Annotated in this window: 24 protein-coding genes, 2 tRNA genes and 1 rRNA gene; 3 read left to right on the forward strand and 24 right to left on the reverse strand. The window is 38.2% G+C overall.

The features are described from left to right. Window positions 1-67: 67 nt before the first annotated feature. The 5 genes from PCY16_RS03140 to pgk form a co-directional block, all read right to left on the reverse strand. On the reverse strand, window positions 68-700 hold the full coding sequence (locus PCY16_RS03140; protein ID WP_145517573.1) for a CHAP domain-containing protein: 633 nt from the start codon (window positions 698-700) through the stop codon (window positions 68-70). 186 nt (window positions 701-886) lie between these two features. Further along, entirely contained in the window at window positions 887-2,230 is a 1,344-nt protein-coding gene (glnA, locus tag PCY16_RS03145; RefSeq protein ID WP_002884322.1) for a type I glutamate--ammonia ligase, read from the reverse strand. Window positions 2,231-2,278: 48 nt separating this feature from the next. Then, the gene (locus PCY16_RS03150) at window positions 2,279-2,653 is read right to left on the reverse strand and encodes a MerR family transcriptional regulator (protein WP_008535631.1); all 375 of its coding nucleotides are present in this window, start codon (window positions 2,651-2,653) and stop codon (window positions 2,279-2,281) included. A gap of 173 nt (window positions 2,654-2,826) precedes the next feature. Continuing rightward, complete coding sequence (locus tag PCY16_RS03155) at window positions 2,827-3,330, reverse strand: aromatic acid exporter family protein (RefSeq protein WP_073688620.1); 504 nt, start codon at window positions 3,328-3,330, stop codon at window positions 2,827-2,829. A gap of 188 nt (window positions 3,331-3,518) precedes the next feature. Further along, window positions 3,519-4,718, reverse strand: coding sequence for a phosphoglycerate kinase (gene pgk, locus PCY16_RS03160; RefSeq protein ID WP_002884739.1), 1,200 nt, complete (start codon window positions 4,716-4,718; stop codon window positions 3,519-3,521). A 141-nt stretch (window positions 4,719-4,859) separates the two neighbouring features. Between pgk and PCY16_RS03165 the strand changes: the two genes are divergently transcribed. Next, the gene (locus PCY16_RS03165) at window positions 4,860-5,564 is read left to right on the forward strand and encodes a hypothetical protein (protein ID WP_195413499.1); all 705 of its coding nucleotides are present in this window, start codon (window positions 4,860-4,862) and stop codon (window positions 5,562-5,564) included. A gap of 111 nt (window positions 5,565-5,675) precedes the next feature. Here PCY16_RS03165 and gap read toward each other — a convergent pair whose 3' ends face one another. The 10 genes from gap to rsgA form a co-directional block, all read right to left on the reverse strand. After that, entirely contained in the window at window positions 5,676-6,686 is a 1,011-nt protein-coding gene (gap, locus tag PCY16_RS03170; RefSeq protein ID WP_002884461.1) for a type I glyceraldehyde-3-phosphate dehydrogenase, read from the reverse strand. Window positions 6,687-6,873: 187 nt separating this feature from the next. Further along, entirely contained in the window at window positions 6,874-8,955 is a 2,082-nt protein-coding gene (gene fusA, locus PCY16_RS03175) for an elongation factor G (protein ID WP_002891917.1), read from the reverse strand. Between the two features lie 211 nt (window positions 8,956-9,166). Next, window positions 9,167-9,637, reverse strand: a complete 471-nt coding sequence (rpsG, locus tag PCY16_RS03180; RefSeq protein ID WP_002884746.1) for a 30S ribosomal protein S7 — start codon at window positions 9,635-9,637, stop codon at window positions 9,167-9,169. 18 nt (window positions 9,638-9,655) lie between these two features. Beyond that, the gene (gene rpsL, locus PCY16_RS03185; protein ID WP_002884809.1) at window positions 9,656-10,069 is read right to left on the reverse strand and encodes a 30S ribosomal protein S12; all 414 of its coding nucleotides are present in this window, start codon (window positions 10,067-10,069) and stop codon (window positions 9,656-9,658) included. A 228-nt stretch (window positions 10,070-10,297) separates the two neighbouring features. Beyond that, window positions 10,298-11,113, reverse strand: a complete 816-nt coding sequence (purR, locus tag PCY16_RS03190; protein ID WP_060973393.1) for a pur operon repressor — start codon at window positions 11,111-11,113, stop codon at window positions 10,298-10,300. Between the two features lie 93 nt (window positions 11,114-11,206). Then, window positions 11,207-12,148 carry a 3'-5' exoribonuclease YhaM family protein gene (locus tag PCY16_RS03195; RefSeq protein WP_002891919.1) on the reverse strand — a complete coding sequence of 314 codons (942 nt, stop codon included), beginning with the start codon at window positions 12,146-12,148 and terminating at the stop codon, window positions 11,207-11,209. Beyond that, window positions 12,138-13,412, reverse strand: a complete 1,275-nt coding sequence (rmuC, locus tag PCY16_RS03200; RefSeq protein ID WP_195413498.1) for a DNA recombination protein RmuC — start codon at window positions 13,410-13,412, stop codon at window positions 12,138-12,140. Before rmuC ends, PCY16_RS03195 begins: the two co-directional genes overlap by 11 nt. A gap of 1 nt (window position 13,413) precedes the next feature. Then, on the reverse strand, window positions 13,414-14,046 hold the full coding sequence (locus PCY16_RS03205; protein ID WP_195413497.1) for a thiamine diphosphokinase: 633 nt from the start codon (window positions 14,044-14,046) through the stop codon (window positions 13,414-13,416). Beyond that, on the reverse strand, window positions 14,039-14,698 hold the full coding sequence (gene rpe / locus PCY16_RS03210) for a ribulose-phosphate 3-epimerase (RefSeq protein WP_002884311.1): 660 nt from the start codon (window positions 14,696-14,698) through the stop codon (window positions 14,039-14,041). The genes PCY16_RS03205 and rpe overlap by 8 nt, the downstream gene beginning before the upstream one ends. Window positions 14,699-14,705: 7 nt before the next feature. Beyond that, entirely contained in the window at window positions 14,706-15,578 is an 873-nt protein-coding gene (gene rsgA / locus PCY16_RS03215) for a ribosome small subunit-dependent GTPase A (RefSeq protein WP_107372382.1), read from the reverse strand. A 134-nt stretch (window positions 15,579-15,712) separates the two neighbouring features. Here rsgA and PCY16_RS03220 point away from each other — a divergent pair. Beyond that, window positions 15,713-15,795: transfer RNA gene (locus PCY16_RS03220), tRNA-Leu, on the forward strand. A 39-nt stretch (window positions 15,796-15,834) separates the two neighbouring features. Here the strand turns inward: PCY16_RS03220 and rsmA are convergent. From rsmA to trxA, 5 genes are all read right to left on the reverse strand, one after another. Next, window positions 15,835-16,707, reverse strand: coding sequence for a 16S rRNA (adenine(1518)-N(6)/adenine(1519)-N(6))-dimethyltransferase RsmA (rsmA, locus tag PCY16_RS03225; protein ID WP_195413496.1), 873 nt, complete (start codon window positions 16,705-16,707; stop codon window positions 15,835-15,837). Between the two features lie 126 nt (window positions 16,708-16,833). Then, a complete protein-coding gene (gene rnmV, locus PCY16_RS03230; RefSeq protein ID WP_049546080.1) occupies window positions 16,834-17,394 on the reverse strand; it encodes a ribonuclease M5 in 561 nt (186 codons plus the stop codon). Beyond that, window positions 17,387-18,163 carry a TatD family hydrolase gene (locus tag PCY16_RS03235; protein ID WP_004183602.1) on the reverse strand — a complete coding sequence of 259 codons (777 nt, stop codon included), beginning with the start codon at window positions 18,161-18,163 and terminating at the stop codon, window positions 17,387-17,389. Before PCY16_RS03235 ends, rnmV begins: the two co-directional genes overlap by 8 nt. Before the next feature lie 53 nt (window positions 18,164-18,216). After that, window positions 18,217-18,648 carry a CoA-binding protein gene (locus PCY16_RS03240; protein WP_070575261.1) on the reverse strand — a complete coding sequence of 144 codons (432 nt, stop codon included), beginning with the start codon at window positions 18,646-18,648 and terminating at the stop codon, window positions 18,217-18,219. Window positions 18,649-18,713: 65 nt separating this feature from the next. After that, window positions 18,714-19,028, reverse strand: a complete 315-nt coding sequence (gene trxA / locus PCY16_RS03245; protein ID WP_002884315.1) for a thioredoxin — start codon at window positions 19,026-19,028, stop codon at window positions 18,714-18,716. A gap of 194 nt (window positions 19,029-19,222) precedes the next feature. Here trxA and PCY16_RS03250 point away from each other — a divergent pair, with 194 nt between their 5' ends. Further along, window positions 19,223-20,005 (forward strand): protein-ADP-ribose hydrolase, encoded by a 783-nt coding sequence (locus PCY16_RS03250; RefSeq protein WP_049546079.1) that lies wholly within the window; start codon window positions 19,223-19,225, stop codon window positions 20,003-20,005. Window positions 20,006-20,036: 31 nt separating this feature from the next. Here the strand turns inward: PCY16_RS03250 and PCY16_RS03255 are convergent, their stop codons facing one another. From PCY16_RS03255 to rrf, 4 genes are all read right to left on the reverse strand, one after another. Beyond that, window positions 20,037-20,450, reverse strand: coding sequence for a thioesterase family protein (locus PCY16_RS03255; protein ID WP_070575258.1), 414 nt, complete (start codon window positions 20,448-20,450; stop codon window positions 20,037-20,039). A 17-nt stretch (window positions 20,451-20,467) separates the two neighbouring features. Further along, window positions 20,468-20,803 (reverse strand): conjugal transfer protein TraF, encoded by a 336-nt coding sequence (gene traF, locus PCY16_RS03260; protein ID WP_060971720.1) that lies wholly within the window; start codon window positions 20,801-20,803, stop codon window positions 20,468-20,470. 109 nt (window positions 20,804-20,912) lie between these two features. Then, window positions 20,913-20,986 (reverse strand) — tRNA-Asn (locus tag PCY16_RS03265). A gap of 5 nt (window positions 20,987-20,991) precedes the next feature. Then, window positions 20,992-21,107: ribosomal RNA gene (gene rrf / locus PCY16_RS03270) — 5S ribosomal RNA — on the reverse strand. Window positions 21,108-21,118 lie beyond the last annotated feature (11 nt).

Genomic DNA, 21,118 nt, shown 5'->3' on the forward strand with positions numbered 1-21,118 from the left:
GTTTAAATCCAGTCTGAGCACAACTCTTCCAGCAAGTAAAAAAGCGCTATAAGCGCTTCTTTTCGTTTTATGCACCTGGATAAATGTAAGATACTGAACCTGGTGTAGTTGAGTTTTGTGGATCAAACCAACCACGATAGTTATTGATTTGTTGCTGGTTGTTATAGTTTGACTCCAAGATTTGAATTTGACCATCTTGACCAACTTGTGTTACATAACCAACGTGACCATAACCACCATCAGTCCAACATACAATTGATCCTGTCACAGGTGTTGAACCTACAGCATAACCTTGGCTAGCAGCGCTTCCGGCCCAATCGCCACCATTACCCCACCAGTTACTTGCCCATGGAGCGACTTCCTTAACACCCCATGTACATTGACCAACTGGATAACGATTCCAAGTTGCATCTGAATCAGTAGCTGTTACCTCTGAAGAAGAAGCTTCTGTTGTTTCTTCAACTGCCGTAGTAGCTCCTGAAACTTCCAAGCTTCCACCAGGAACAATTGTTGACCAAATAGTCATGCCATTTTCAGCTGCCAATTGATAAGGATCTACACCATACTGACTAGCAATCCCGAAGAATGAATCTCCATTTTGAACTGTATAAGTATCAGCATTAACTGTTTGTGCGACTGTAAGACCGAGCAATAATGCACTTGAGGCTGCTGCCAAAGCAGCTTTTTTTGTAGTTTTCATATTTCCCCCTGAATAAGATTAATATAAAATTAGTTTAACACTCTCATATTTTAATGCGATTAAGGGGGAATAAAGAAATATGACAAAAGAAAACAGCTCAGTTAAAACTACGTAATTTGTCCAAGAACTTAATAAATTTAGAAGAAAAAGAAAACCAGGCATAACCTGATTTTCAAATTTAATTCCTTAATAAATGTCCAAGTAGTTATCAATTTCCCATTGTGAAACAAAGGTAGCATAACTTGCCCATTCCATACGTTTCGCATCAAGGAAGTTTGTATAGATATGATTACCCAAAGCTTGACGAACCACTTCATCTGTCTCCAATGCTTTAAGAGCGTTACGAAGTGTTGATGGCAAATCAATAATACCTGCTTCTTTACGTTCTTCAGGAGACATTGAGTAAATGTTTGTTTCAACTGGATCTGGAGCATCAATCTTGTTAATAATACCATCAAGACCAGCTTCCAAAAGAACAGCAAGTGCCAAGTATGGGTTTGCCATTGGGTCTACTGAACGCAATTCCAAACGTGTACCCATACCACGAGACGCAGGAACGCGGATCAATGGTGAACGGTTGCTACCTGCCCATGCAATATATACAGGAGCTTCATATCCAGGAACCAAACGTTTGTAAGAGTTAACTGTTGGGTTAATAATTGCAGTATAGTTGTATGCATGTTTCATCAAACCACCAAGGAAGTAGTAAGCGTCTTGAGACAATTGCATACCACGTGGATCCTCTGGATCAAAGAATGCATTTCCTTCTTCAGTGAAGAGAGACATGTTACAGTGCATACCACTACCAGCAATACCATATTTAGGTTTCGCCATAAATGTCGCATAAAGACCATGTTTACGAGCGATTGTCTTAACAACCAATTTGAAAATTTGGATATTATCACAAGCCTTCAAAACATCTGTATACTTGAAGTCGATTTCATGTTGACCAACCGCCACTTCATGGTGAGATGCCTCAACATCAAATCCCATTTCTGTCAACACATTAACGATTTCACGACGTGTGTTGTCTGCAAGGTCAGTTGGTGCAAGGTCAAAATAACCACCTTTATCGTTAACTTCAAGCGTAGGATTACCTTGCTCATCTAATTTGAAAAGGAAAAATTCTGGTTCTGGTCCAAGGTTAAATGATTTATAACCAACTTCTTCCATATGACGCAAAGCTTTTTTCAAGTTACCACGAGGGTCACCAGCAAATGGTTCACCCGCAGAAGTATAGATATCACAAATAAGACCAGCTACTGCACCATTTTCATCGCCCCAAGGGAAAACTGTCCACGTATCAAGATCTGGGTAAAGATACATATCAGATTCGTTGATACGAACAAATCCCTCGATTGATGAACCATCAAACATAGCTTTATTTGAAAGTACCTTATCCAACTGTTCATCTGTCGCAGGAATTTCAACGTTCTTCATAACACCAAGGATATCAGAGAACATTAAACGCAAGAAAGTAACATTCTTCTCTTTGACTTCGCGACGAATATCAGCTGCTGTGATTGCCATAATAGGGGTCTCCTTTATAAAAACCAAAAATAAAAGTTCAAAGCGTAATTAGATACGCAAGTTACCAAATTGTTGTGACGGGGTCGTAAAACGGCCTTGCTGAAGGAGTTCATCATGCAAGATACGTCGAACGTCCGCATCTGTTAAAGCCACTTGTTTTTGTTGGGCACGAACTTCACGCTCTTCGTACTCATGTTTAATCGCTGCAATATTGTAACCATCATCCAAAAAATCTTTGATTTCCAATAAACGATCCATATCATTTAATGAGTACATCCGACGATTTCCAGCTGTACGTTCAGGTTGAATTAAACCTTGATCTTCATAATAACGAATTTGACGAGCGGTTAAATCCGTCAACTTCATAACTGTTCCAATCGGAAAAACAGCTAGAGAACGCCTTAATTCTTTCTCTCTTGCCATGATCATCCTCCTTTCCTAACAATTATATTCTGAATATTTCTACATGTCAACAGTTTATGTTACTTTTTCTTACACAACAAGCAATTCCCGAACATTACATTGTGTGTTCGCTCTAATTTAAGGATTTTATCGAAAAATCATAAAAAATAGAGTCCAATAGAACCCTATCATTCTTATTTTAAATGTTTAAGTAGCCAATCATAATCATAATTGACAAGGATTGCTATAAAGACTCCACAGAAAGTTTCAAAGACTCTAGCAATAACATAAGTAAAGGTATTATCAGGCGGAATAGACAAGGTAATAATCAAAAGTGCAGCCACCCCTCCAATAACACCAGAAGCATTATTAAAAGACACATTAATGACAATCGTTAACATTGTCAAAATTGGAACCAATAGCAAGGTCACCCAAACTGAATGATGAAACCACATATTCACAAAGTAAAATAATAGCGACAAAAGACCTCCAACCGTATTCGCAAAAATACGTGATTTACCAAACTGAATACTTCTATCAAAGTTTTCTCGAAGACTAAAGACTGCTGTCAAACAACCAATCTGAAGCCCTTCCCAACCTAAAGCAGAAAAAAGACCTAAAACAAGAAAGACAGCAAGCCCCGTCTTAAGTGTACGCATACCAAATTTAAATTTTTTCGATTCAAATTTCAATCCCATTTTACTATTTTAACATGATTATGAACCATTTGGCTACTTATACAGTATATTACTGCAAAGTTCAAACAAATAATCGCCAATTTTTAGGGAGAAACTTACTTTCCAATAATAGTTTTAGCCTCTATCAAACACCCAATAAGATGACACAAAAAAGAGTTGGTTTCCCAACTCTTTTCATTCTAATAGACTTATTTATCAGTAAGTGCAGCCAATCCTGGAAGTTCTTTACCTTCAAGAAGTTCCATAGAAGCACCACCACCAGTAGAGATCCATGAGAACTTGTCTGCACGACCAAGGTTGATAGCTGCGGCAGCTGAATCACCACCACCGATGATTGATTTAACGCCTGGTTGTTTCACGATAGCGTCCATCACACCGATTGTACCAGCTTGGAAGTCAGGGTTTTCAAATACACCCATAGGTCCGTTCCATACAACTGTTTTCGCACCAGTCAAGGCTTTATCGAATTCAGCAATTGATTTAGGACCGATATCCAAACCAAGGAAACCTGGGTCTACTGCTTCACCTTCAGTGTCTTTCACTTCAGTGTAGTCAGCAAATGCATTAGCTTCTTTTGAGTCAACTGGCAAGATCAATTTACCGTTTGATTTTTCAAGAAGAGCTTTAGCAACATCAAGTTTATCTTCTTCTACAAGTGAGTTACCGATTTCGATACCTTGTGCTTTGTAGAACGTGTAAGTCATACCACCACCGATAAGAACTTTATCAGCTTTTGCAAGAAGGTTTTCGATAACACCAATCTTATCAGATACTTTAGAACCACCAAGGATAGCTACGAATGGACGTTCTGGAGTTTCAACTGCTTCTTTGATGTAAGCAATTTCGTTTTCAAGAAGGAAACCAGCAACAGCTTTGTCAACATTTGCTGAGATACCAACGTTAGATGCGTGTGCACGGTGAGCTGTACCGAATGCATCGTTTACGAAGATACCATCTCCAAGTGATGCCCAGTATTTACCAAGTTCAGGATCGTTTTTAGATTCTTTCTTGCCATCAACATCCTCAAAACGAGTGTTTTCAACCAAGAGAACTTGCCCATCTTCAAGAGCATTAACAGCTGCTTCCAATTCTGCACCACGTGTAACGCCTGGGATAAATTTAACGTCTTGACCCAATTTCGCAGCCAAGTCAGCGGCTACAGGAGCAAGTGATTTTCCTTCCTTATCAGCTTCTTCTTTTACACGTCCAAGGTGAGAGAAGAGGATTGCACGTCCGCCTTGTTCAAGAATATACTTGATAGTTGGAAGAGCAGCTGTGATACGGTTATCGTTAGTGATCACGCCATCTTTTACAGGTACGTTGAAGTCAACACGAACGAGAACTTTTTTCCCTTTCAAGTCAACGTCTTTAACAGTCAATTTAGCCATTTGATCAGACTCCTTATTTTTTTAATACGTTTTCATTATATCACAAAATGCATAAAAGAGATAGCAAAATCAGAAGGATTTCTAGCTTATTGCTAGTATAATACATTTATCATATAATCAAAATAGAAAGGTAAAAAAGCTATGAAAAAACAACTAAACAATAGGAAGCAACAAGCTGACTATGATCTAAATGTAATCCTCATTCTTACCCTTGTTCCTCTTCTCCTCTTTCTTACTTTTAAACCAACTCTTTTTTCCTACACTAACCAAACCTCAGTACCACTATGGCTTCGATTAATCTTATTAGCCAGTTGCCAATTTGCCATTGCAGGCTTGGGAACCAGCACTGTTATGCTTTATCGTAAAGAATCTTTCAGATACTTTAGATTAATCACAAAAAATCTAGTTCCTACCCTTTTTCAATCTCTTCTTATAGCCTTATCACTTATCATATTGAAAGTAGTCACTCACCAGATTCATTCCTATCTACCTCTTCAATCAATACAATTAACAAAAGAAGTAATGATACAATCATTTCCTAGTAATATCCTAGCATACCTATTCATCTGTCTTATTTGGGGATTCTGGGAAGGATTTAACTATGTAGTCATCGCTGAAAAGATACGCATACGTTTTCCATCTTCTTACTCTTGGTTAGATAGTGGAGCAATAACTTGTGCGATTTTTTGCCTTCTTATCCATGGAATCATTGGTTTTGATATCTATACCTTATTTGAAGCACTTACCGTTTTTATACTAATTTATGGTATGCTAGCCATTCAAAAACACAATAAAAACTCCTGGGGTTGTGTCATTCTCTTTCTACTTATTTGGAATGCCTTCTAGCTTATTCATAAATCACAATACTACTGAGATTATAACAGCCAATTTATACGGCTGTTTTATTATTTTGAGAAATAAAAAAAGAGCCGAAGCTCTTCTTTTTATACAATTGAATTATTTAGCGATTTTCGCGAAGTATTCAAGAGTACGTACAAGTTGTGAAGTGTATGACATTTCGTTGTCGTACCAAGAAACAACTTTAACCAATTGTTTACCATCAACAGTTTGTACTTTAGTTTGAGTTGCATCAAACAATGAACCGTAAGAAATACCTACGATATCTGAAGATACGATTGGATCTTCAGTGTAACCGAATGATTCGTTTGAAGCTGCTTTCATAGCTGCGTTCACTTCATCAACAGTAACGTCTTTTTCAAGAACTGCTACCAATTCAGTAACTGATCCAGTTGGAACTGGAACACGTTGTGCAGCACCGTCAAGTTTACCGTTCAATTCTGGGATAACCAAACCGATAGCTTTAGCAGCACCAGTTGAGTTAGGAACGATGTTTGCAGCACCAGCACGTGCACGACGAAGGTCACCACCACGGTGTGGTCCGTCAAGGATCATTTGGTCACCAGTGTAAGCGTGGATAGTAGTCATCAAACCTTGTTTAACACCGAAGTTATCTTGCAATGCTTTAGCCATTGGAGCCAAGCAGTTTGTAGTACATGAAGCACCTGAAATAACTGTTTCAGTACCGTCAAGGATGTCGTGGTTAGTGTTAAATACGATTGTTTTAACATCGTTTCCACCAGGAGCAGTGATAACAACTTTCTTAGCTCCACCTTCGTGCAAGTGTTTTTCAGCAGCATCTTTCTTAGCAAAGAAACCAGTTGCTTCAAGAACGATTTCTACACCGTCGTTAGCCCAGTCAATTTGTTCTGGGTCACGTTCAGCAGAAACTTTAACGAATTTACCGTTAACTTCAAATCCACCATCTTTAACTTCAACAGTACCGTCGAAACGACCTTGAGTTGTGTCGTATTTCAACAAGTGTGCAAGCATAACTGGATCTGTAAGGTCGTTGATGCGTGTAACTTCAACACCTTCTACGTTTTGGATACGACGGAAAGCAAGACGACCGATACGACCGAAACCGTTAATACCAACTTTAACTACCATTAGTGATTTCCTCCTTATGAAAATCAAATAAATATAATTTTGAGAGCAAGCTCTCCCTATTGTGAAAAGATTAACTTGAGCGCTTTCAACTCAACCTTTCAACAGTCATATTATATAATTTTTTTCAAAAAATTGCAAATAGAAAAGGCACTTACTTTCATAAGTACCTTAACTTTATAAGTTCTAATTAAGCTTCACCAGAATTTTTCTTGATGATTTCTTCTTGAACTGATTTAGGAACATCTTCATAGTGGTCAAATACCATCATAAATGTACCACGTCCTTGAGTTGCAGAACGAAGTGTTGTTGCATAACCGAACATTTCAGCAAGTGGAACATATGCACGAACAATTTGGCTGTTACCATGTGCTTCCATACCATCAACACGTCCACGACGAGCTGTAACGTGACCCATAACATCACCAAGGTTTTCTTCAGGAACAGTGATTGTTACAAGCATCATTGGTTCAAGGATAGTTGGTTGTGCAGTCTTAGCAGCTTCTTTAAGTGCAAGAGACGCAGCGATCTTGAAGGCAGTTTCAGATGAATCGACATCGTGGTATGAACCATCATAAAGTTTAGCTTTGATGTCAACCATTGGGTATCCAGCAAGGACACCGTTAGCCATAGATTCTTCCAATCCTTTTTCTACTGCAGGGATGAATTCACGTGGAACCACACCACCGACGATAGCATTTTCGAATTCGAAACCTTTACCTTCTTCATTTGGAGTAAATTCAATCCAAACATCACCAAACTGACCTTTACCACCAGATTGACGTTTGAAGAAACCACGTGCTTGTGTAGCTGCACGGAATGTTTCACGGTATGATACTTGTGGAGCACCTACGTTTGCTTCAACTTTGTGTTCACGTTTCAAACGGTCAACAAGGACATCAAGGTGAAGTTCACCCATACCAGAGATAACTGTTTCACCAGTTTCAGGGTTAGTTTCAACACGGAATGTTGGATCTTCTTCAGCAAGTTTTTGAAGACCGATACCCATCTTATCTTGGTCAGCTTTAGTCTTAGGCTCAACCATCAATTGGATAACTGGTTCTGGAACTTCGATTGACTCAAGAATAACTTTAGCTTTTTCATCAGTCAATGAGTCACCAGTTGTAGTATCTTTCAAACCGATAGCAGCAGCGATATCACCGGCGTATACTTGTTCAATTTCTTGACGGCTGTTAGCGTGCATTTGAAGGATACGTCCGATACGTTCACGTTTACCTTTAGATGTGTTCATTACGTATGAACCTGATTGAAGGATACCTGAGTAAACACGGATAAATGTCAAACGACCTACAAATGGGTCAGTCATGATCTTGAAGGCAAGAGCTGCAAATGGCTCATCATCAGATGCTGGACGAGTTTCTTCTTCGTCTGTATCTGGGTTGATACCTTTGATTGCAGGGATATCAAGTGGGCTTGGAAGGTAATCGATAACCGCATCAAGCATCAATTGAACACCTTTGTTCTTGAAGGCAGAACCACAAAGAACTGGGAAGAATTCAACATTGATTGTTGCACGACGGATAGCTGCTTTCAATTCCTCGTTAGTGATTTCTTCACCTTCAAGGTATTTCATCATCAAATCTTCGTCAGTTTCAGCAACTGCTTCGATCAATTTTTCACGGTATTCGTTTGCTTGATCAACGTAATCTGCTGGAATATCTTCTTCAAGAATATCTGTACCAAGGTCATTAGTATAGATTTCAGCTTTCATTTTAATCAAGTCAATGATACCACGGAAATCATCTTCAGCACCAATTGGCAATTGGATTGGGTGTGCGTTTGCTTGAAGACGGTCGTGAAGTGTGCTTACTGAGTAAAGGAAGTCTGCACCGATTTTATCCATTTTGTTGGCAAATACGATACGTGGAACACCATACTCAGTTGCTTGACGCCAAACTGTTTCAGTTTGAGGTTCTACACCTGATTGTGAGTCAAGAACGGTTACGGCACCATCCAATACACGGAGTGAACGTTGTACTTCGATTGTGAAGTCCACGTGTCCTGGTGTATCGATGATGTTAACGCGGTGACCATCCCATTGTGCTGTTGTAGCGGCAGATGTGATTGTGATACCACGTTCTTGTTCTTGCTCCATCCAGTCCATTTGTGATGCACCTTCGTGAGTTTCACCGATTTTGTGGATTTTACCAGTGTAGTAAAGGATACGCTCTGTTGTAGTTGTTTTACCGGCATCGACGTGGGCCATGATACCGATATTACGAGTTTTTGCAAGTGAAAATTCGCGTGCCATTAGGTTTATTCTCCTATAAATATTTTAGTTTACTTATTTATTATAACATTATTGTCAAAAAACGGATAGGCAGGACCTACCCGTTTTTCACTAATATTTAACTGGTTTTCAAATGATAGGAATGATACTATTTGAATTCAGAGTCAGCCTATTACAAATCCATAATCTTAGCTTATGAATATATGACTGTAATTCAGCTTGAATCTTATGATTACCAGCGGAAGTGTGCAAAGGCACGGTTTGCTTCAGCCATTTTGTGAGTATCTTCACGTTTCTTAACTGATGCACCAGTGTTGTTTGCAGCATCCATGATTTCTTTTGCAAGACGATCTTTCATAGTGTGTTCACCACGCGCACGTGATGCGTTAACCAACCAACGAAGACCAAGAGTTGTACGACGTTCTGGACGAACTTCAACTGGGACTTGGTAGTTTGAACCACCGACACGACGTGCACGTACTTCAAGTACAGGCATGATGTTGTCCATAGCTGTTTCAAATACTTCAAGAGCATCGTTTCCAGTTGCTTCTTTGATTTGCTCGAAAGCATCGTATACGATTGTTGCAGCAGTACCACGTTTACCGTCAAGCATTACACGGTTGATAAGACGTGTAACGATTTTTGAATTGTACAATGGATCTGCCAATACTTCGCGTTTAGGCGCTCTATTTTTACGACTCATTTTATCTTATCTCCCTTCTTATCCTTTAGGACGTTTAGCACCGTATTTAGAACGGCTTTGTTTACGATCAGCTACACCTGCAGTATCAAGTGCACCACGGACGATGTGGTAACGTACCCCTGGAAGGTCTTTTACACGTCCACCACGGATAAGAACAACGCTGTGTTCTTGGAGGTTGTGTCCGATACCTGGGATGTAAGCAGTAACTTCGATAAGGTTGCTCAAACGTACACGAGCGAATTTACGAAGGGCTGAGTTAGGTTTCTTAGGTGTCATTGTTCCAACACGTGTTGCAACACCACGTTTTTGTGGTGAAGATACGTTAGTTTGAACTTTTTTGTGGCTGTTGTAACCAACGTTCAAAGCTGGTGATTTAGATTTAACAACTTTTGATTGACGTGGTTTACGAACCAATTGGTTAATTGTAGGCATCTACATTCTCCTGTGTTTTTTTATTTTTGGTTGATATGGCACTTGGTGACAGCCCATATCTGTGTGTACTTTTGCAACTTATGTCAGCACGTCTCTGTACACTTTTGAGAGACCAAAAGTAAAAAGTACCGTCTAGTATAATATCATTTTTCGATGGTTATTGTCAACAGTTTCTTGTTAAAAAGAAAAATTCCTAATCATCAAATTAGGAATAATATCGTAGATTAATTACTTGTCAAAAATATTACCGACTTCAACTTCTACCTTCTGTGCTTTTACATCAATGTCAGAAACAGTAAGTAATGATTTATAGTCATGGATATCACGATCGCCTTTGGCATTTTCTGCGAATACAGCTACACCTACTAACTCACTATCAAATTCTGAAAGCAAGCTAATCATACCCGTAATGGTACCACCACCTTTAAGAAAATCGTCAACAATAAGGACGCGGCTATTGGGTTTCAAACTACGTTTTGAAAGGAACATCTTTTCAATACGATCACTTGAACCACTAACGTAGTTTACCGATACAGTTGAACCTTCTGTAATTTTTAAGTCACGACGAACAATAACAAACGGAATGTTCAAGACATCTGCTACTGCATTTGCTAAAGGAACTCCTTTAGTTGCTACAGTCATAACGGCATCAATTTTTTGTCCCTTAAAGGCACTAGCAATGATACGACCAACATTTTTCAAAATAGACGGTGTACTCAATAAATCAGATAGGTAGAGATAACCACCTGGTAAGATACGATCACTCTCTGAAAGACGTTTACAAAGATCTTCAACCAGACTTCTTGCATCTTCATCAGAAATGGTCGGTGTAAACATAACACCGCCAGATGCACCAGTTACTGTTTCGATTTCTCCTATTTGACTTTCCTCAAAAGCTTTTTTAATGATAGCAACATCTTCTGAGATTGAAGACTTAGCAGCTTCATATCGCTCTGCAAAAGTATTGAGACTTGTCAATTGATAGGGATTATTAATTAGGTAGTTTGAAATCACTACCATGCGTTCACTTCGTTTTAATTTCATATGTTACCTATATTTTCTGTACTTTTTAACTATTATACCATAATACAGCAAAAAACGAACATTTTCATATAAAATGCTCGCTTAATTTCGATTTTAATCAAATTTTGGCTTGTAGAAGGAACGATTATCCATAGCAAAGAGACGATTTGTCATTTCTCCTGGTCCTACTAGGTTAAGGGCTGTCGTCATCATCATCATACTGGCATCAAGATTATCAATCATATGAATAATTTCTGCTTCCATAATACGCGGGCGAACTGGGCTACCATACTCCAGTTGTCCGTGGTGGCTGAGAATGACATGACGCAAAACAACGACATCCTCACGCGTATCGTCAATATTAAGTTCCACAAGGACCTTGGTAATTTCTTCATCAATCAAGGCAATATGACCAATTAAGTTCCCACGAACCGTATACTCAGTATTTTCAGGACCAGTAAGTTCAATAACCTTAGCTAAATCATGAAGCATAATCCCTGCAAAAAGTAGACTCTTATTGAGCTCTGGATAAATATCTCCAATGCTGTCCGCTAGGCGAACCATAGTAGCCGTATGATAGGCTAGTCCACTTTCAAAAGCATGGTGATTTGTTTTAGCAGCCGGAAAAGTGAAAAACTCTTTATTATACTTTCGATAAAGAGCACGAACAACACGCTGCCAAGTTGCTTCCTCAATCTTGAAAATCATTTGCTCTAGGTATTCGCGTACTTCAGAAGGATTTACCGGTGGTTTCTCTTTGAAATCAGCTGGATCATTTGGCTCACCAAATGTAGGCAAGCGTAAGGTTATTTGGTTTACCTGAGGAGTATTATTATAAACCTCTCGACGCCCCTCCATATGCACTACTTTACCTGCGGTAAATTCTTCGACATTATAAGGCTGGGCATCCCACAGGTTTCCTGAAATCTCTCCAGTATCATCCTGAAAAGTAAAGGCAATATAATCCTTTCCTGCTCTTGTCTTACGTACCTCTGCACGCTTAATCAGATAAAAACCTTCAAAATACTCGTCTTTTTTCATTTGATTAATCTTCATGCTTGTCCTCGTTTTCTAATCGTGGTAAATCTAACAAACTTTGTGTCGCACTGTCTTGATAGGTTTCAATTGTATCAAGAGCTCTAACAATTGCCCTACTCCTTGTGTTGAGAAGACTATCGACTGTTTTACTTGCTGTATTCAATTGTCTCTGAGCTTTAGCTAACATATCTCCAAACTTGCTAAATTCTAGTTTGACATTGCCTAAAACCTTACTAATATCATCTGCATTCTTTTGAATATTCAAAGTTCTAAATCCTACGGACAATGAATTCAAGAGTGCTGATAAAGTTGACGGCCCTGCGATAACAATATTCTCCTCGCGACGAAGGGCGTCAAAGAAGGCTGGTTGACGTACTACCTCAGCATAAAGTCCTTCCGTCGGCAAAAATAATATACCAAAATTTGTGGTTTCAGGTGGGTTAAGATACTTCTTGTTAATATCCTTGGCAAATCGCTTAATACTAGTCAATAGAGACTTACGGTGATTCTCAATTTCCTCTTTATTACCAGACTCATAAGCATCTTCCAGACGATAGTAATCTTCCAAAGGAAACTTAGAATCAATGGGAAGGTAGATATATTCGTCTTTATGGTTTCCTGGCATTTTGATTGCATATTCAACTCGTTCACTTGAACCTGATACCGTAGGAAATTCTCGTTCGTACTGATTAACAGTCAATATGTCTTCAATAATTTGTCCTAATTGAAGCTCTCCCAGAATGCCTCGTGTTTTTGTATTTGAAAGGACCTTGTTAAGACTTCCAACATCCTTGGCTACATTTTTCATTTCCCCTAAGCCCTGGTTAACTGACTCTAACTGTCTTGAAACTGTCTCAAAAGAGGCTTGTAAACGTGTTTGTAGGGTTTGCTCAAGTTTCTCTTCAACTGTCTGACGCATTTGTTCCAAACGTTTCTCATTGGAATCCTGCATATCTTTAACAGCTTTGGTTAAGCTTTGGTTTATTTGCTCAAGACGTTGGTCAGAACGGTCTCGATTATCAGACAAATTTTGATGTAAAACTTCTCGGATATCTGTCAACTGTTGATATAGTTCCATCTGCAATTGGTTCAATTGCTTTGTCGTTTCCAGTTGGTTTGTTTTAGCAAAACTTTCCAATTGAAACGAAATTTGATCTGAAAGATTATCTGCATTTTCTTCCAAACCCTTATTAATTTGTTCTTTTAACTCCATATTTCTCAAGAAAAGAACCATAAGAATCCCAAAGCTTAATAAAGTTAAAAGTGTAAGTAGATAGATCATACTAACTCCTATCTTTAGTCTGGATGACAATCACATATCCATTTGGCACAATTACTTGAATTGGACCATCAACAAATTCATTACTAGAGTAGATTTTCTTTTGAAAATAATTCATACTAGTTAATTCGTATTTTGCTCCCAAAATCGTCAGTTCTCCATCACCTTCATGTAAAAAAGAAACATATGTCATTCCAGGTTCTGGTAACAAGTTATGACTTCCTTCTGGATAATAAGTAATCTTATTTTGCTTATCCTGTAAACAGATATGCCTCATAATAGGAGCTAATTCAGGGTCACTGACCAAAAATAGATTTGATAACATATGATCAATTCTGCCACCAAAAGCACCGAAAATAGTTACTTCCGCCTCAGGATATAATTGAAATACAATTTTTAGGGCTAACTCTGTATCCGTGTCATCCTTTTCAGCTGGAGCAATCCTACACTCTTTAGCAGCCGATTGAATCATCTCTAACTCTGACCGAGATACTGAATCAAAGTCCCCGACAGCCAGATTAAGCGGCAAACCTAACTCCAACAAACGTAAGCAAGCACGATCCACCCCAACAAAATAATCAAAATCGGTAGTGAACCACTCTAGCTCACCACCGACAAATAAAGCTATTTTAGGCATCAATAGCATCACGAAGCGTTTGAACTTGGGCTGTCAAATCAGGATTTTTGAAGAGGTAAGAGCCCGCTACAAAAACATTAGCCCCCGCCTTGGCACATGCTGCAATGGTGTTGTTATCTACACCACCATCAACTTCAATATCGAATGAATAGCCACCTTTTTCGCGAAGCTCCACAACACGCTCTACTTTAGACATCATTTCTGGAATGAACGCCTGACCACCAAAACCTGGATTTACAGTCATAATAAGTACTTGATCCACTAAATCAAGTACAGGAATAAGTGCCTCGACTGGGGTTCCAGGATTAATCACAACACCTGCTTTCATACCAGCAGCTTTGATTTTCTGGAGGGCACCATGGATATGTTTAGTCGCTTCAACATGAATAGTCATGATATCTGCACCAGCTTGTGCATAGGCATCCACATAACGTTCAGGATCAACAACCATAAGGTGGCAATCAAAAACCAACTTGCTATGTTTACGCATGCTAGCGACCACATCTGCTCCCCAACTGATATTAGGGACAAATTGACCATCCATAATATCAATGTGAACATATTCCGCACCTGATGCATCAATACGAGCTAGTTCTGAAGCAAAATTAGCGTAATCAGCAGCTAGGATAGAAGGAGCAATTTTATATGACATGAGAGACCTACTTTCTTTTTACAGTTTTTTTATATGTTTCACGACGATTTTCAATTTCACTTAAAAATTGAAGGTAATTATCATAACGGACTTGCCAGATTTGGCCATCTTCAACCTCATCCTTAACAGCACAAGAAGGCTCATGGGTATGAGTACAAGAACGGAATTTACAGCCATGACTAGCTTGACGGATTTCTGGAAAAGCTTCACTCAAGTCCTCGGCATTATCCACTTCATAATCTAGAGAAGAGAATCCTGGTGTATCAGCAATCTTCCCTCCATGAACATCATAAAGACTTACAGCCCTTGTAGTATGACGTCCACGACCTAAACTGTCTGAAATCTCACCTGTTTCTAAATGTAACTGCGGAGCAATACGGTTCAACAAGGTTGATTTTCCAACACCTGTCTGTCCCATAAAAACTGTTATTTTATTAGTCAAGAGCGGCAATAGTTCTTCCAAACTGAAGACAAAATCAAAACCAATTTTTTTATACTGTTTTTGAATAGCCTTCATTTCTGAATCATCTTCAACCAAATCCATCTTAGAAATATAAATTACAGGTTTTATATTTTTATGCTCTAGTAAAACCAAAAAACGGTCCAGAAGATTACTATTGAAATCCGGTTCCTTAGCAGACATAATGACCACAGCCTGATCTATATTGACAATGGGTGGGCGCACTAAGCTATTGATTCGTTGACCAATTTTAAGGATATAGCCTTCTGAATTTTCCTCTGCTGAAAATTCGACAAAATCCCCAACGTAAGGTGTTTGTCCTTTTTTTCTAAAATTTCCTCGCGCACGCGTCTGGTATACAACACCATCATGCTCTACATAATAGAAACCTGCCAGTGCTTTGATAATTCTTCCTTGCAAGTGAACTCCTCAATCGTTTAATAGCCCTATTATACCACAAAACAACACGCTTTTCTGATCCAAAACAAACCACATTTCCATTTCCTTAAGCTCCTTGCATTTTTAGTAATTTGCAGTATAATAATCCTATCACTGCGGAGGTGGTGGAATGGCAGACACGCATGCTTCAGGCGCATGTGCTTTTTCAAGCGTGAGGGTTCAAATCCCTTTCTCCGCATAGCTAAAAATCCCACTGAAATTCAGTGGGATTTTTGAATTATAGACCTGCTTCACTCAAAGCATCTGATAAGTGTGCAAAATCAGAAATAGATAGAGCCTCTCCACGAATAGAAGGTTTTATATCAGCAATTTCCAAAGCCTGCTCAAGTTTGGTTTTCACTTCTTCAGATTTACCAAAATGATTTGTTAAATTATTCCACAATGTCTTACGACGATGGACAAAGCTAGCCTTAGCCACTCGGAAAAGGAAATCCTCATCTTTAACTTCAACCAACGGTTGTTCACGGCGCGTCATCTTCAAAATTGCTGAGTCAACATTCGGGGCTGGTACAAAGACTGTACGAGGGACAACAAATGCCACTTTAGCGGTCATATAATACTGCACAGCAATTGATAGAGAACCATAAGCCTTGCTATTAGGCTCTGCAGAAATGCGGTCAGCAACCTCTTTTTGCATCATAACAACAAATTCTGCAAAAGGAATCTTACTCTCAATCAAATGCATCAGAATTGGCGTCGTAATATAGTATGGCAAGTTAGCTACAACCTTGATTGGTAGTTCTGGATTTTTAAACTCTTTGACACGTGTCTGTAAATCCGCCTTGAGAACATCTTCATTAATCACGTTAACATTTTCATGGTCACGTAATGTATCCTCTAAAATTGGAACCAACCGATCATCAATTTCAAAAGCCATAACTTCCGCAGCATTTTCAGATAAGAATTCTGTTAATGCTCCGATACCAGGTCCAATTTCGATTACATTGACATTTTTATCGATCTCTGCCGTATCAACAATTTTTTGTAAAATATTTGTATCTGTTAAGAAGTTCTGTCCAAAAGACTTCTTAAAGGTAAAGCCATGGCGTTCAAGGACTGCCTTGGTCACGCTATAATCTGCAATTCTCATTTATTCTCTTTTCTTATTATTTTCTCGATTTTTATATTTGGACACAAAACAGGTCCAAACCCTTAATTATCCCAACCTCAATAATAAGCTACTTAGTAGCGATTTGATGTTAAAATCACTGGTAATCTAGTAATTTGACATAGCCTCTTCTAGCTCCTCTAATGTGATTCCAAACAATTCCAAACGCTTTAAAAGCTGCTTCCCATTGCAATAACCAATACGGAGCACCTCGCCCAAATATTCTCGACGCTTTCGACTATCTGCTCCCATTAGTAGCCCTAACTTCATAAGATTTGATTTACTAATATCAAACTGATTATCATCATCGTAACTACCTAAAACTCCAGATAAGGCCTTTTGAAGATCCTCAAAACTCGCATGCTCAACACCCAATGAACGACCTTTAGTCTTAGATTTTGGTGTTGCTTCCCCACGGTTTAAAAAAGCATGCTTTGCTGTCGGAACAGCTTCCATAATGATTTTACGGATACGTTCACCATTATAGTCTGGATCAGTAAAAACAATAACACCACGTAAGTCATTAAGCTTATCTATACGCTCTAGATCATCCTCATTAATAGCAGAGCCTCTAGTTTCATAGGTGTCCACCTCATAAAAACGTCTCAAATTTGCCGTATCATCCTTACCTTCTACAACGATGACTTCTTGAATCTTTATTTTATTCATCCAGACCAAAAATCCTCATCGCATTGTCATAAGTAGCCCTAGCCACTTCTTCACTCGTTAAACCACGAAGCTCAGCAATCTTGTCTACTACGTAACGTGTATAGCCTGTACGATTCTCACGACCACGTTTGGGAACAGGTGCCAAATACGGTGCATCCGTTTCAACCAGAATCTTATCTAAAGGTAACTTCTGAGCAGCTTCTTGGACATCCAAAGCCTTCTTAAAAGTTACAACACCTGAAAATGAAATCATCATTCCAAGATCAACAAATTTTTGAGCCATTTCTAGGGATCCTGAGTATGAGTGCATAATCCCCCCACGAGGACCAACACCAACTTCTTTAATAACAGCGTAAGTATCCTCAAGTGCATCACGTGTATGGACAACAAAAGGTAAATTGTGTTCCTTTGACAAAAATATTTGACGCTTAAAGACATCAATCTGAGTTTCTTTAGGATCCTCCATCCAATAATAATCCAAACCGATTTCCCCAAGTGCCACTACTTTCGGATTATCTAATTGTGATACAATCATATCCTCAATTTCCTGAGAATAGGACCCCGCTTCCGTAGGATGCCATCCAATCGTACTATATAATTGATCATATCTCTCTGATAGTGCTAAAGATTTATTTATTGTTGGTTTATCAAAACCAACAATATTCATTTTAACAACACCTAGTTCAGCTGCAAAATCTATTTCTTCTTGTTCTTTTCCTGCAAAATTATCCACATTAAGATGGGTATGCGTATCAAAAATTTCAATCATAGCTCTATTATAACAAAAACGAGCGAGCATAGCTCACTCACCTTTTCATTTTATTAAACAAAGAGTCGCATATATTCTCTCTTTGTACAACGATTCATTACAATATCCTGTCTCTTCGCTTGACGAAGAATAGTCTCAGCCTCCTCATTCTCAAGACCAATTTGACTCCAAAAAACTGTTGCATCCGTTTCAAGAAAATCATAGGCAACATCTGGTAAAAGCTCACTTCGTCTAAATACATCAACAATATCAATCGAAAATGGGATATCTTTAAGATGAGCATAAACATGCTCTCCTAGAAGCTCCTGACCTTTTAGTTTGGGATTTACTGGTATAATACGATAACCAGCAGCTTGTAGAAAATGAGCAACCTGATAAGATGCTGCCTCCTTGCGATGAGATAAACCAACAATTGCAATCGTCTTTGCAGATTTTAAATAAGATTCTATAACCTCATCACCAGGATTTTGAAATGAATAAGACATATGATTCTCCTCGTCGTTTGAATAAACTAAAAATAAAAATCCCCAAACGGGACTGTGACGATTAGTTAGCTAAGCTCGGCAACGATAGCTTTAATTTGTTCTTTTGTATGTACACCTGCTACTTGCTTAACAACCTCACCATCTTTTTTGAAGAGTAAAGTTGGAATAGACATAATTCCAAACTTCTGAGCTGTTTCTGGGTTCTCATCAACATCAATTTTAACAATCTTAAGTTCATCTTCTGAAATTTCTTCAGAAAGTTGCTCAAGAATTGGTGCTTGCATCAAGCAAGGCCCACACCAAGTTGCCCAAAAATCAATCAAAACGAGGCCTTCAGCTGTTTCTTGTTCAAATGTAGCATCTGTTACTACTTGTGTCATTTAATCATCCTCCTAGACATTATAAAACTTTTGTAGACCTATTCTATATGATTCTAAAGGCTATTGCAAGAATTTGACACATACATAAAAAATTCTTATCAAATATTAGTCATTACCTATCATAGACATCACTTGCCCACAGGCAGTCTTGGGAGTATAATAATAAAAAACTATAAAAATAGAAATGAGTAAATATGGATAAAGATGCAATGATTACCTATCTCATAGGTGAACTCAAAAAAGAAAATCTAGAATTACATGATTTGATTATCCCAGAAGAACTCGAGGAAAAACAAAAACTTCTCAGAGCACTCTTTAATACACGTAAACCAATGGCAGCATCAACACAATTCTTAACAATCCAAGACCTTTACCTACAAGTTAGAAAAGGGGAAAGAGGATTTGTACAACTCAGTTCGCTTCAGCCCATTCCACAAGATGATCGAATCTACCTCTGGAAAGGTGATATTACAAGACTCGAAGTAGATGCAATCGTAAATGCAGCTAATAAAACCTTACTTGGATGTATGAAACCACTTCATGATTGTGTAGATAACGCTATTCATACATACGCAGGAGTTCAGTTACGCCAAGCTTGTTTCGAGCTCATCTTAGAACAAGGATATGAAGAACCCGTTGGCATGGCTAAAATCACCCCAGCTTACAATCTTCCTTCTGCCTTTGTCATTCATACAGTAGGTCCAAAAATAGTAGACCAACCGACACAAATTGATGAAGATCTTTTAGCAAAAAGTTATCTTTCAGTATTAGCACTAGCTGAGAAAAATAACATTGAATCAATTGCTATACCATGTCTATCAACTGGAGATTTCAATTTCCCAAAACAAGAAGCTGCCAAAATCGCCATTCAAACAGTCAAAACCTTTATTGACGAGTCAAGTATAATAAAAAAAGTAATATTTAACGTATTTGATGATGAAAATTTAGCTATTTATAAAAAACTCCTTGCCAAATAAAAGAAGAAAATCGATTTGATTTTCTTCTTTTTTATTGCATAACTGAATGCTCTTTTAAAAGATTAAAAAATGACGAATAATCTCTTTTAAGATTGACAAAACTACCGTTCTTAGACAAGAAACTATGTTCAGAAACAGCTGTACAAACAAGGATTCCGTTTTGATTTACCATATTGTATACAAAAGTAAGTTTAGCAGATTTAACTCTTTTAACATTAGTCTCGATAGAAATTACATCTGCAAAAGTAGAAGTAGCTTTATAGTCACAGGAAATTGAAGTAACAGGAGAGATAATTCCCTCCTCTTCAATTTTTTCATAAGGCCAACCTATCTCTCTTAGAAAAAAAGTTCTCGCCTCTTCCATCCATCGAACATAATTAGAATGATGAGTAATACCCATTCGATCTGTTTCATAATACTGGACCTCGTGTTTACAAATAAACATAAGAACCTCCAAAAAGACTAAGAAATAAAATCTAAAATATCATCCTCAGAAAGAGATGAGTCACATACAACCTTAGCAGCTCCATTTTCTGAAACAAAGAGAGCAGGAACTGTAGCAATACCATATCTTTTACGTAAAGCTTGAATATCCTCTAATTCTTCACTATTTTCGCTATTAATATAGAAAATAGTAAGATTTGAATTACGTGCCACATTTGATAATTTAGGTTCAAAAAGTTGACAATATGGACAAGAAGGACGTCCAATAAATAAAATAAATTTTTCAGCTGTATCAATATTCTCCTTAGCCGAAGAAACAGAAATAGGTGTAAAAGCTGATGCAAAATTTGACATAATAATACCTCTCGAATAAAAATCTAATCATATAATATCTTAAAAACATGAAATTAACAAGAAAATAAAACAAAAAAAGCTAGACCTAGGTCTAGCAATGAGAATTATACTCCGCCAGTAGGACTCGAACCTACGACATCATGATTAACAGTCATGCGCTACTACCAACTGAGCTATGGCGGATAAACGCTAAGCGACTACCGTATCTAACAGGGGGCAACCCCCAACTACATCAGGCGTACTAGGGCTTAACTTCTGTGTTCGGCATGGGAACAGGTGTATCTCCTAGGCTATCGTCACTTAACTCTGAGTATT

Origin of the sequence: Streptococcus sp. SS4, from assembly GCF_030440125.1 — a bacterium.
Classification (GTDB): Bacteria; Bacillota; Bacilli; order Lactobacillales; family Streptococcaceae; genus Streptococcus.